Origin of the sequence: Vibrio sp. 10N.239.312.C11 (assembly GCF_041466065.1) — a bacterium.
GTDB lineage: Bacteria > Pseudomonadota > Gammaproteobacteria > Enterobacterales > Vibrionaceae > Vibrio > Vibrio tasmaniensis_A.
In genome coordinates, this window is the sequence record NZ_JBFSRZ010000003.1 from 152431 (window position 1) to 165776 (window position 13346).

11 protein-coding genes and 1 pseudogene are annotated in these 13346 nt (G+C 43.8%); all 12 read left to right on the forward strand.

Annotated features, from left to right (window positions below; all coding sequences use genetic code 11):
* Position 1 precedes the first annotated feature (1 nt).
* On the forward strand, positions 2–415 hold the full coding sequence (gene flgC / locus AB6D07_RS02765; RefSeq protein ID WP_009848574.1) for a flagellar basal body rod protein FlgC: 414 nt from the start codon (positions 2–4) through the stop codon (positions 413–415).
* Between the two features lie 17 nt (positions 416–432).
* A complete protein-coding gene (flgD, locus tag AB6D07_RS02770) occupies positions 433–1143 on the forward strand; it encodes a flagellar hook assembly protein FlgD (RefSeq protein WP_009848573.1) in 711 nt (236 codons plus the stop codon).
* A 45-nt stretch (positions 1144–1188) separates the two neighbouring features.
* On the forward strand, positions 1189–2493 hold the full coding sequence (gene flgE, locus AB6D07_RS02775) for a flagellar hook protein FlgE (RefSeq protein WP_009848572.1): 1305 nt from the start codon (positions 1189–1191) through the stop codon (positions 2491–2493).
* A 269-nt stretch (positions 2494–2762) separates the two neighbouring features.
* Positions 2763–3512 (forward strand): flagellar basal-body rod protein FlgF, encoded by a 750-nt coding sequence (flgF, locus tag AB6D07_RS02780; protein ID WP_017103995.1) that lies wholly within the window; start codon positions 2763–2765, stop codon positions 3510–3512.
* A gap of 21 nt (positions 3513–3533) precedes the next feature.
* Positions 3534–4322 (forward strand): flagellar basal-body rod protein FlgG, encoded by a 789-nt coding sequence (gene flgG, locus AB6D07_RS02785; RefSeq protein WP_017103996.1) that lies wholly within the window; start codon positions 3534–3536, stop codon positions 4320–4322.
* A gap of 71 nt (positions 4323–4393) precedes the next feature.
* Positions 4394–5170, forward strand: a complete 777-nt coding sequence (flgH, locus tag AB6D07_RS02790) for a flagellar basal body L-ring protein FlgH (RefSeq protein ID WP_009848569.1) — start codon at positions 4394–4396, stop codon at positions 5168–5170.
* Positions 5171–5264: 94 nt separating this feature from the next.
* Positions 5265–6356, forward strand: a complete 1092-nt coding sequence (locus AB6D07_RS02795; protein WP_017056857.1) for a flagellar basal body P-ring protein FlgI — start codon at positions 5265–5267, stop codon at positions 6354–6356.
* Positions 6357–6366: 10 nt separating this feature from the next.
* Positions 6367–7308, forward strand: a complete 942-nt coding sequence (gene flgJ / locus AB6D07_RS02800) for a flagellar assembly peptidoglycan hydrolase FlgJ (RefSeq protein WP_017103997.1) — start codon at positions 6367–6369, stop codon at positions 7306–7308.
* Positions 7309–7528: 220 nt separating this feature from the next.
* Positions 7529–9409, forward strand: coding sequence for a flagellar hook-associated protein FlgK (gene flgK / locus AB6D07_RS02805; protein WP_009848566.1), 1881 nt, complete (start codon positions 7529–7531; stop codon positions 9407–9409).
* A gap of 9 nt (positions 9410–9418) precedes the next feature.
* Positions 9419–10609, forward strand: a complete 1191-nt coding sequence (gene flgL, locus AB6D07_RS02810; RefSeq protein WP_017100666.1) for a flagellar hook-associated protein FlgL — start codon at positions 9419–9421, stop codon at positions 10607–10609.
* Positions 10610–11013: 404 nt separating this feature from the next.
* Complete coding sequence (locus AB6D07_RS02815; protein WP_017100665.1) at positions 11014–12150, forward strand: flagellin; 1137 nt, start codon at positions 11014–11016, stop codon at positions 12148–12150.
* A 646-nt stretch (positions 12151–12796) separates the two neighbouring features.
* Positions 12797–13346, forward strand: a pseudogene (locus tag AB6D07_RS02820) (flagellin); the annotation flags it as partial.

Below are 13346 nucleotides of genomic sequence, written 5' to 3' on the forward strand. Positions count from 1 at the left end.
GATGAGCTTATTTAATGTATTCAATGTGACTGGTTCTGCGATGAGTGCTGAATCTGTTCGTCTAAATACTACCTCAAGTAACCTTGCTAACGCAGACAGTGTAAGTAGCTCTGCTAAAGACACTTACAAGGCTCGCCACGCAGTGTTTGGCGCTGAGTTAAATCAGGCGCGTAATAGTGGTCACACTGTGCCAGTAAAAGTATTAGGTATCGTAGAAAGCGATAAACCGCTGAATGCGGAGTACAACCCAGATCACCCGTTAGCGAACAACGAAGGCTACATCTATAAGCCTAACGTTAACGTTATGGAAGAAATGGCTAACATGATTTCAGCATCACGTGCGTATCAAACAAACGTACAGGTTGCTGACTCGAGTAAACAAATGCTGCTGCGTACGCTGCAGATGGGTCAATAAGGATAAGGAGGTAGCAAATGGCTGGAATCAACAATGTTGGTCAAAGCGGCTTGTCCTATGTTGACCAGCTGAAGAGTCTTCAAGATGGTGCTAAGAAGCCCGATGAAACAACAGGTAAGCAAGATCTTAAACAAGATGACTTCTTATCGTTGTTGACTAAGCAACTTGCACAACAAGACCCTTTTAAGCCGGTTAGCAATGACCAGATGATTGCGCAAATGGCTTCATTTGCGACCGTAGATGGCATTGGCAAAATGAATACACAGTTTGAAAGCTTGAATTCATCAATGACTTCTAACCAAGCACTGCAGGCATCTTCTTTGGTTGGACGCGATGTATTGGTTCCTGGAGCGGCAGGTGTGAAACAAGGTGATGGCGGTATGGCGTCAATGGTTAAGCTTCCTCAGGCAATGGACAATGTAATGGTCCGTGTTGAGAATGAAGTTGGCCAATTGGTTCGCACTTTTGATATCGGCTCAAAACCATCTGGTGACACGCGTGTTGAGTGGGACGGAAAAGACGAAGACGGTAATCCATTGCCGGCCGGTAAATACAACGTGAAAGCGTCGGGTTTATTGGAAGGTGAGAACACAGAGTTCCAAGTGTCGAGTTATGCGAACGTGAACAGTGTGCTTCTTGGTAAAGGCGATGGCAACGTACTACTCAATCTGGCTGGTTTTACATCGCCAGTACGACTTGCTGAAGTACTAGAAGTTGGTAAAGCGTAGCTCTTTTTAGAGTGATTATGCTAGCTAGATTAGGAGAATATTGGAATGTCATATGTATCTTTAAGCGGTCTATCCGCTGCACAGTTAGACCTGAATACAACCAGTAACAACATTGCGAACGCAAACACATTTGGCTTTAAAGAGTCTCGTGCGGAGTTCGGGGATGTTTACTCAAGCTCGTTGTTCACTAACGCAAAAACGACGCCAGGAGGCGGTGCGCAAGCTAGCCAAGTGGCACAACAGTTCCATGAAGGTTCAAGTATCTATACGAATAACCCAATGGACTTGCGTGTAAGTGGTACAGGTTTCTTTGCAGTATCGAAAGACCGTATGGTGCCAGAGATCAATGAACTAACGCGTAATGGTGCATTTCACCTAAATAAAGACAACTACATGGTTACGGCCAATGATGAGTTTCTTTTAGGTTATGATGTCGATCCAAACTCGGGTGAAGTTCTTTCTTATGCACCAAAGCCTCTCGACATTCCAGCTGAGTTTGGTAAGCCTAAACAGACAGAAAACATTGAAGTAGGGGTTAACCTTCCTGCGAACGGTGATCTTAAAGACCCGGCAACATTTGACTTCAAAGATCCAGATACCTACAACCGTGCAACGTCTTCGACGGTCTACGATTCTATGGGACAGTCTTACAAGTTAACGACTTACTACCTAAAAGATCAGACTCAACCGAATACTTGGCAAACGTACTACACCATGTCAGATGAAACGGGTGAGAAGCCGGTAAACATTACTGGTGGCGACGCGACGAATTCAGCAGGTCATGTTGGTCACACCATGAAATTCAACAATGACGGTACCTTAGCAAGCCTTAACAGTGGTCAGCCAATTCTATCTGATCCTATCGGTGCTGGTGAGAACGCAATTGATTTGAACGGTGCAGATCCGACACAGGTACTTAACTTTGGTCTGGATTCTTCAACTCAGTTTGCCGCTCCATTCGAACTGTCTAGGTTTGATGAAGATGGCGCGACAACTGGTTTCTTAACGAAAATCGATTTCGATGAGTACGGCAGTGTCCTAGGCAGTTACTCAAACGGTGAAAATGTGATACTAGGCCGCGTAGGTTTAGTTCGTGTACCTAATGAGCATGGTCTAGATAAGAAAGGCGGCACTCAATGGGATTCTACTAACGCTTCAGGTGATAAAATCTGGGGTGAATCAAATAAAGGTTCATTTGGTAGTATCAACAATGGCTCACTAGAGCAGTCGAATATCGATATGACTCAAGAATTGGTTGATTTGATTTCTGCTCAACGTAACTTCCAAGCGAACTCTCGTTCTCTAGAAGTACACAACCAACTACAACAGAATATTCTTCAGATTCGTTAATCGTTTCGAGCGTTTGAATCATCTGCGAATACCCAATTCAATGTTATTGAATTGGGTATTGTTGATGAATTACGTATGGCTGTTTGCTTCTCTATTTGCCGCCCCTATTGCCGCCCGGTAACGCCTCTGGCAACAATTCTTCCTCAATGATCCTTTATGATCAGTTTTTTTTGTTGTTTCTCCGTTTAAGTTTTTGATAAATAACAGTTAAAAATATTGGCATAGTGTTTGCTTTATTAGTTCCAGAAGATGATTTTTGGAGCAAAATTATGGATCGCGCACTGTTTCTTGCCATGAGCGGCGCTAAGCAAAATATGCAGGCTTTGCAGCTGCGTTCAAACAACCTTGCCAATGTAAGTACAACGGGTTTCCGTGCTGATTTAGCACAGGCACGTTCAATGCAAGCGTATGGCGAAGGTATGCCTACTCGTGTTTTCAGCATGACAGAGCGCCCGGGTCATAATTTCGCTCAGGGTAGTGTGGTTACTACAGGCCGAGATCTAGACGTCACCATTCAAGGTGATGGTTGGATTTCAGTTATGGACAACACTGGTCGTGAAGGTTTAACCCGTAACGGTAACCTAAGGGTTGACCAAAACGGTTTGCTTACCAACGCAAGTGGTCATTTAGTGCTTGGTGAAAACGACGCACCAATCACGATCCCAATCCCAATCAGTAAAGTAGAAATTGGTACAGATGGTACGATTTCGGTGATTCCTCAAGGCGCTCCAGCTGAAGAATTAGCCGTAGTTGATCGTATCAAACTTGTGCGTCCAGATAATCAAAGCTTATTTAAAGACACGAATGGTTTATTCCGTTCGAAAAACCCAGATCAGGCATACGAAGCAGATGCAGCGGTAACGTTGCTAAAAGGTGCCATCGAAGGCAGTAATGTAAATGCTGTCGGTGAAATGACCAGCCTAATTGACTTACAACGTCAATTCGAAATGCAGGTCAAGATGATGAGCACAGCAGAGGAAATGGACAAATCGTCTGATTCACTGCTTCGTATGAGCTAATAGAATTTAAAGGAATTTGCTATGCATCCAGCATTATGGGTAAGTAAAACCGGTTTAGACGCCCAACAAACCAACATCTCAACAATTTCAAACAACCTTGCCAACGCCTCAACTATTGGCTTTAAAAAGAGCCGTGCGGTGTTTGAAGATTTGTTCTATCAGAATATTAACCAACCAGGTGGCCAATCGTCTCAGAATACTGAGCTGCCAAGTGGTTTGATGTTGGGTGCTGGTTCTAAGGTAGTAGCAACTCAAAAGGTGCACACACACGGTAATGCACAAACAACCTCGAACAGCTTAGATATGATGATCGAAGGTGATGGCTTCTTCCAAGTGGAAATGCCAGATGGTGAAACAGGCTACAGCCGTAATGGTCAGTTCACACTGAACGGTGACGGCGCGATCGTAACATCGGGTCAAGGTTATGCCCTACAACCCGAAATCGTTATTCCTGAAGATGCGATCTCGGTAACGGTTGGTAACGATGGTGAGGTGTCGGTTCGTCTACGTGGTCAGCAAAACAACGTCGTGGTTGGTCAAATCACCATTACTGATTTCGTAAACCCAGGTGGTTTAGAGCCTATTGGCCAAAACCTTTACTTGCCTACAGGTGCAAGTGGTGACCCGCAAGAGGGTGTTCCGGGGTTGAACGGCTTAGGTAATGTTCGTCAGTCTATGCTTGAAGCATCCAATGTAAACGTAACTGAAGAGTTGGTTAACATGATCGAAGCTCAACGTGTATACGAAATGAACTCAAAAGTTATCTCGGCGGTAGATAAGATGATGAGCTTCGTTAACCAACAACTGTAGCTAGTTAATTCGCTGTTTACTTATTTCTTTTGATCGTTCTGTTTACCATTGCCCGCTGAGAGTATGTCGCCATGAAACGTATTGTTTGTTTAGCCCTATTTTTGTCTATGACTGGCTGCGCCCCATTGGCTCCAATTGAAACTCCGGCGCAAGAGAACGCAACCACAGTGGTTGATGCCGTAGAAGGCGACAAGTCGGCCCAGGAAAGCTCTGGTATTATCGACACACTTCGAGATAGAACGGACCCTATTGCTGGTGATCCTGCATGGGCGCCAATTAACCCGAAGAAAAAACAAGAGCATTATGCGGCAGCAACAGGCTCACTGTTCAATGCTAACCACATTGGTAGCATGTATGACGACTCAAAACCTCGCGGTATTGGTGACATTATTACAGTTGCGTTAGATGAGAATACGCGAGCGACTAAAAAAGCTAATGCAGATATGTCTAAATCGAACGATGCATCGATGGAACCGTTAGCTGTAGGTGGTGAAAATCTAGAACTTGGTAAATACAACTTTTCTTACGATCTGAGTAACACCAACACCTTTGCGGGTGACGCGTCAGCCAACCAAAGTAACAGTATCAGCGGATACATTACCGTTGAAGTTATCGAAGTATTAGCCAATGGTAACCTAGTGGTCCGTGGCGAAAAGTGGATGACACTGAATACGGGCGATGAGTACATCCGCCTAAGCGGCACCATCCGTCCTGATGATATAGACTTCGAAAATACCATCGCTTCAAACCGTGTTTCTAACGCACGAATTCAGTATTCAGGTACGGGCGTGCAGAAAGATATGCAAGAGCCTGGATTCTTGGCACGATTCTTTAATGTATCTCTGTAGAGCTTGATAGGGCGTCGGGATACTGACAGCCCTCATTAATCACAAATATTTCGCTAAGTTATTATAAACTAAAGCAATACAGACAGGTTACTCAATGAAAAAACTCACACTCGTACTATTCGGCATGCTATTTCTTGCCACCAGTGCCCATGCTGCGCGTATTAAAGACGTGGCAAAAGTGGCGGGTGTTCGTAGTAACCAACTTGTCGGTTATGGTTTGGTTACGGGTTTGCCGGGTACTGGTGAAACAACTCCCTTTACCGATCAAACGTTTAACGCAATGCTGCAAAATTTTGGCATTCAATTGCCGCCTGGCACTAAGCCAAAAACCAAAAACGTAGCGGCGGTAATTGTTACCGCTGAACTTCCTGCATTCTCTAAGCAAGGCCAGGAAGTAGACGTAACGGTGTCGTCTATTGGTTCAGCAAAAAGCCTTCGTGGTGGTACTTTGCTGCAGACTTTTCTTAAAGGTCTGGACGGTCAAGTGTACGCTGTGGCACAAGGTAATTTGGTGGTGAGTGGTTTTAGTGCTCAAGGCAACGATGGTTCTAAGCTCGTTGGTAACAACCCTAACGTTGGTATCATCTCTAGCGGTGCGACGGTAGAGCAAGAAATCCCAACCCCATTTGGTCGTGGTGACTACATCACTTTCAACTTAATCCAATCTGATTTTACTACGGCTCAGCGTTTAGCTGATGCGGTTAATAATTTCCTTGGCCCTCAAATGGCGTCTGCGGTCGATGCGACTTCTGTAAAAGTTCGTGCGCCACGTGAAATCAGCCAACGTGTGGCTTTCTTGTCTGCCATCGAAAACATCGAATTTGACCCTGCAGAGGGCTCTGCAAAAATCATTGTTAACTCTCGTACCGGTACTATTGTTGTTGGTAAGCATGTGCGCTTAAAAGCAGCAGCAGTAACACACGGCGGCATGACAGTTGCAATCAAAGAAAATCTAAACGTGAGTCAACCTAACGCATTCTCTGGTGGTCAAACGGTAGTCGTTCCTGATTCGGACATCGAAGTAACCGAAGCCGATGGTAAAATGTTCAAGTTCGAACCCGGTTTAACGCTCGATGATTTGGTACGCGCTGTCAATGAAGTCGGCGCCGCACCTTCTGATTTAATGGCAATCCTTCAAGCACTGAAACAAGCGGGTGCAATTGAAGGTCAGTTGATCATTATTTAAGGGATAAAGCATGATTAAAAATAACAGTGACATCGGCTTTATTCACGATATTGGTAGCCTAGACCGTCTTCGTCAACAAGCGGTAAGCGGTGAAGAAGGCAGTGAAAAAGAAGCGCTAACCGCTGCAGCAAAACAGTTTGAATCTATTTTTACCTCGATGTTGTTTAAGTCGATGCGTGATGCGAACTCGAGCTTTAAGTCAGATATGTTGAACAGCCAGAATGAACAGTTTTATCGTCAGATGCAAGATGACCAAATGGCGAGTGAACTCAGTGCATCAGGTTCACTCGGTCTTGCGGACATGATCGTAGCTCAGTTAAGTGCTGGCCAAGCAAATGATGCAACTGAAGATAAGGTTCGCAATGAAGGCTTTGATACTTCACTGCGAAGACCGCGATACTCGGGGCGTTCAGAAGATAGAGTGTCGGATGTTCAATCTGCGCAAGCTATGTCAGCAACAGACGTGTCATCAGCCAAACAACCCGTTTCCTTCGACTCTCCAGAATCGTTTGTTGCCTCAATGAAGCCTTACGCTGAAAAAGCGGCGAGCGCACTCGGTGTTGATTCATCACTGCTATTGGCACAAGCGGCACTTGAAACAGGTTGGGGTTCTAAGATGATTAAGAACTCTTTGGGCAACAGCAACAACCTATTCAATATCAAAGCCGATAGAAGTTGGAAGGGCGATAAGGTTGCTACTCAAACTCTAGAGTTCCATGGTAAAACAGCCGTTAAAGAGTCTGCTTCTTTCCGTTCTTACTCTAATTTCGAAGATAGCTTTAATGATTACGTGAAGTTCTTGAACGAAAACCCAAGATACGAAACGGCATTGCAGCATCAAGGTAACTCTGAGAATTTCATCAAAGGCATTCACCAGGCGGGTTACGCAACCGACCCTAACTATGCCGACAAAGTTTTACGAGTTAAAGCTAAGATTGATGAGATGAAATAGCGTTATTGAATGCACTCGAGAGCTTGCCACCGGCAGGCTCTTTTCTTATCCGCTCCTTCAGTCTTACGCGCCATCCATGGTTTTCTCCTTACACTTCAATAAATTATTGTCTTTTAACTCTCCGTTATTTCTATTGGCACATATATTGCTAAATATCTTAATAATAAGCTGTAGTAGTTAATCAGTTCATGCTGATTTTGTTAAGTTTTTTGGGGGCATTATGGCGTCGGATCTTCTGAATGTAGGAGCACAAAGTGTTCTTACTGCTCAGAGACAGCTAAACACCACAGGTCATAACATTTCTAACGCCAACACAGAAGGCTATAGCCGTCAGTCTGTGGTTCAAGGTGTGAATGACCCGCGCCAGTACGGTGGTCAAACCTACGGTATGGGTGTGCATGTGGAAAATGTTCGCCGCTCGTGGGACCAGTTTGCCGTCAAGGAACTTAACTTATCAACAACCAATGCCGCTAACAAAGCGGATACCGAAGCTAACCTGGATATGCTGTCAAGCATGTTGTCATCGGTTGTTTCGAAGAAGATCCCAGAGAACCTTAATGAGTGGTTTGATTCTGTTAAGACGCTCGCTGATACCCCGAATGATGTGGGTACACGTAAAGTCGTCATAGAAAAAGCTGGGTTATTAAGTAAAACGTTAAATGAATTTCATGAAACCGTTCGTCAACAGTCTGATTCTGCGAATAAGAAATTAGACATGGGTATCGAGCGAGTTAACCAAATTGCATACGAGATCCGTGATCTTCAGCGACTAATGGTACGAACTCCCGGACCTCATAATGATCTACAAGATCAACACGAACAGCTAGTTAATGAGCTTTCTGGTTACACTAAAGTGACGGTGACACCACGAGCTAATAATGAAGGGTTTAATGTCCACATCGGTAATGGTCATACCTTAGTTTCTGGTACAGAAGCGAGCCAACTGAAAATGATCGATGGCGTACCAGATGCACATCAGCGTCGTCTTGCTATCGTAGAAGGAAAGTCATTAAAAGCGATTACTAACCGCGATATTGATGGACAAATCGGCGCGATGTTAGACATGCGTGATGAACATATTCCTGCAGTTATGGATGAGCTTGGTCGTTTGGCGACCGCGTTTTCATACGAGGTCAATGCACTGCAATCGCAAGGTTTGGATCTCAATGGCAATGTAGGTAAAAACCTGTTTACCGATGTGAACTCTGAGTTAGTGGCTAAGTCTCGTGTTACTGCTCATGGACAGTCAAAAGCGGATGTCGCGGTCTATATTGATGATACTTCTGCTCTGAAAGGCGGCGAGTATGGTCTGAAATACGATGGCAGCGATTATGTGGTGATTAAGCCAGATGGTGAAACGGTAAAAGTTAGCACCAATTCAACCGGCAATGCCTTTTATTTAGATGGCATGCGAGTGGAAGTTCGCAATCCACCTGAACTGGGTGAGAAGCTCTTACTACGCCCAACCCGCAACTTTGCCGCGCAGATTCAGATGGAAACCAAAGACCCTAAAGATATTGCGGCGCAAAGCTATGAGGCATCAACTACCTTTGCCAAAGGTACTGCTGGTTTCAAAATTTTGGCGGCAGGTCAATTACGAGAGTTTGAAGTGATCGTGTCACCAAAGGGCGAACAGTTTGCGGTTACCGATCCTAAGGGCAACATACTTATGCAGCCTCAACCGTATCCACCACAAGGCCCTGTGACAATTAATGGCACAACGTTTGAACTTACACCGGGCGCGGTGGCAAACGATAAATTTACGGCAAACCTTGTCCCATCAGAAGGTGACAATGGCAACTTGCGTAAATTGCAAGATCTCCAAACAGGCAAAGTTTTGGATGATGGTGAGTCTACTATTTTAGATCTTTACCACAACTTGAATACCAATACGGGCTTGAAATCTTCAACGGCAAATCGCTTGAGTGATATTGCTAGGCTAGAAAAAGAGTCAGCTCAAGAACGTATTGCTTCAGTCTCTGGGGTGAACCTAGATGAAGAAGCGGCAAATATGATGAAATTTCAGCAAGCGTACATGGCTTCTTCACGCATCATGCAAGCCGCAAATGATACGTTTAATACTATTTTGGCTTTGAGGTAGGAGAGATAAATGTTGACTCGTATTTCTAGCTTTCATAATTATCAGTCAGTACAAAATGACTTTCGCCGCCAAGAAAACAAGGTGCATCATAATCAAGCACAACTGGCTTCCGGTAAGAAATTACAGTCGGCGAGTGATGATCCTTTGGCGACGCATTATTTACAAAACATCGGCCAGCAATCTGAGCAACTTAAACAGTATGTCGATGCGATCACTCTAATTAGAAACCGCCTTGAACATCATGAGGTCATGGTCGCCAACTCGGAAGGGTTCGCGGATGAAGCAAAACGAACCGTGATGGAAATGATTAACGGTGCACTTTCTCCGGAAGACCGCTTAGCGAAGAAACGTGAAATTCAAGAGTTATCGAATAATCTTCTACATTTAGCGAATACTCAAGATGAGTCAGGTAACTACACATTTTCAGGAACCAAGCCCAAGAGCCAGCCATTTTTTCAAGATAATGAAGGGAATGTTTCTTATCAAGGTGATGACTATCAAAGAAAGATGCGAGTAGCAACGAGCTTTGAAATGGCAATGAACGATCCGGGCAGTAAGTTGTTTATGGAAATAGATAACCCGTTCGGTGATTACGAACCTCAGTATGACCTTGAACCAGCCTCTGAGTTATTGCTAGGTCGTGCAACTAATACAGCTGACGATAGTGCAACTTATAAAGTCACTTTTGTTGATATGCAGACGGGCAAGTTCGCTTATCAGCTTGAAAAAGACGGTGCAGTGGTTGCTGCAGAAGATTTTGACCCTTCGAAGGGAGTTGTTTATGAAGGTTTGAATATCCAATTCAAAGGACAGATCACGAAAGGTGACTCGATCACGTTAGAGCCGAGAGAGACATTCTCTATCTTTGATACGTTCAAAGAGACCGCCGAACAGGCAGAAAATCCTGTATCAGATGCATCGGCAACGGCAAAGTTGCACCAAATGACCGAAGAATTTCATGCCGCGTTTATTCATTTGACTAAGGCGAGAACGGATGTCGGTGCTCGTTTGAGTACATTGGATATTCAAGAGCAGCAACATGAAGATTTTAAGTTGTCTTTAGCGAAAGCAAAAAGCAATTTTGAAGACTTGGACTATTCGAAAGCCATCATTGAATTCAATGAAAACTCTCGAGCGCTACAAGCTTCACAACAAGCGTTTGGCAAGACGAAAGACCTGACCTTGTTTAATTATATTTAGCTATGAACAGCCGTTAATCTGGGGTTAATTCTCTGCCGTATGTGCTATGCCATATGTGCGAATAATTCTATGGATTGCCACTTTTTTGTTCAGTGTGCATGTTTGAAAAATAGCGGCAAAAAACGGCAACGAGAGATATCAATATCTTATTTTCTCGACTTGATATAATTAGCTCCTATGGGGGGGGGTATGGTTTAAGTTTTTGTTTTTTATGTTTATTTTAAGTTTATCGGAATTAAAATAAAAGTTGGCACACAACATGCTTTTATAATTTTCATAAATGATTAATACAGATCTTAAACCTTACTCTAGGGTTTATCGCGTAATACACGGTCAGTGCTTATCCATATGAGAGTAAAGCTGGCCGCTTCGCAGTGACTTTGCGAACTCATAAGGAGAGCAATATGGCTATTAATGTAAGCACTAACGTATCTGCTATGACAGCACAGCGATACTTGAATAAATCGTCTAATGACTTAGCGACTTCTATGGAGCGTTTGTCATCAGGTCATAAAATCAATAGCGCAAAAGATGATGCGGCAGGCCTGCAAATCTCGAACCGCTTAACCGCGCAATCACGTGGTCTGGATGTAGCAATGCGTAATGCTAATGATGGTATTTCGATTGCTCAGACAGCAGAAGGTGCGATGAATGAATCAACGAACGTATTACAACGCATGCGTGACTTGGCGATTCAATCATCAAACGGCACCAACTCTCCGGCAGAGCGTCAAGCGCTAAACGAAGAGACAATGGCACTTCAAGATGAGCTTAACCGTATCGCAGAGACCACTGCTTTCGGTGGCCGTCGTCTATTGAATGGTTCATTCGGTGAAGCTTCATTCCAGATTGGTTCAAACTCTGGTGAAGCTATGATCATGGCGTTAACCAGTATTCGTGCTGATGACTTCCGCATGGGAGGAACGACGTTCGACTCTGAACACGCTAAAGACAATAGTTGGGAAGTTCCACCAACAGCAAAAGACCTTAAGTTTGAATTTAAAACTAAAGCGGGTGAAGCCATTGTTCTCGATATAAGCGCCAAAGTGGGTGAAGATATCGAAGAACTAGCAACTTACATTAACGGCCAATCTGATCTAGTGAATGCGTCTGTGACGGATGAAGGTCGCATGCAAATATTTGTTGCGGAACCTGATTTAGAAGGCGCGATGTCGATCTCGGGCAGTTTAGCCTCTGAGCTAGGCCTTAAAAGTGAAGGTCGAACTTCATTGGTTCAGGATATCGACTTGAATACCGTTGCTGGTTCACAAAACGCAATCGGTGTAATTGATTCTGCGATGCAGTATGTCGATTCACAGCGCGCTGATTTGGGTGCGAAGCAGAACCGTTTAAGCCACAGTATTAATAACTTGGCAAATGTTCAAGAGAACGTAGACGCTTCAAACAGCCGAATCAAAGATACAGACTTTGCGAAAGAGACAACGCAAATGACCAAAGCTCAAATTCTGCAACAGGCAGGTACATCAATACTTGCTCAAGCAAAACAGTTGCCTAACTCTGCAATATCACTATTGCAATAGTTATTGGTTGAACTTGCTACTCGTGTTCAGACGTGAACTGCGTAGCAAGGGAAACTGGCAAGCATACTTACTATCGGGTGTTTAGCTCTCTCATCTCTCACCTGCTATCCATTTTTACGGTAAGAATGCAACGGCGCGTCGGAAATGTGTTCATTTCTCGATGATCTCCGCACAGGCTCTGACACGCCAACTAGCCCCGTTTCCTTAACAGGAAAAGGGGCTTTTTCCTTTCTATTTCTACACTTTTATTTTCTTTTAGATCGTCTAGTTTACCTTTCAAATCCGCAAAACCTCGATCTCACTTATCTGTTTCACGACAAACAACTCAACTCTTTGTATAAGAAGCATACCAATCTGAGCTCTTTGGCGACTATTCATTTCTCTATATAGGATAACTCAAATAGTGATTAGTGTGTTTTTTGAACACTTTTAAATGCATTCTCAATTGAAGGCTGCCACTGTTATAAAAAATGTGAGATTTTAAGTGTCTGATAAATTTGATTTTAATATTTAATTTGTGGTTTTTTGAAAGTTTTTCTAAAGCTTCTGAATTTTGAGCCGTTATTAAAAGTAACTTAGAGATAACTATTTGGTTTTCCGAGACGTCGGAAACCGCTATACCGGAAAATCAATTGGAGAAATCACCATGGCAGTGAATGTAAATACCAACGTTTCAGCAATGACAGCACAACGTTACCTAAACAGTGCAAACAGCGCTCAACAAACATCAATGGAACGCCTATCTTCAGGTTCTAAAATCAACAGCGCAAAAGATGACGCTGCTGGCCTACAAATCTCGAACCGTTTGAACGTTCAGAGTCGTGGTCTTGATGTTGCTGTACGTAACGCGAACGATGGTATCTCTATCGCTCAAACAGCAGAAGGTGCGATGAATGAAACATCGAACATTCTACAACGTATGCGTGACTTATCTCTGCAATCAACAAACGGGTCAAATACAAAAGCTGACCGTGTAGCAATCCAAGAAGAAGTAACGGCGCTTAATGATGAATTGAACCGTATCGCTGAAACAACCTCTTTTGGTGGTAACAAGCTGCTTAACGGTACTCACGGTACTAAGTCATTCCAAATTGGTGCAGACAATGGTGAGGCAGTCATGCTTCAACTGAAAGACATGCGATCTGATAACGACCAGATGGGCGGAAGCAGCTACCAATCTTTAGAAGCTAAAGGTA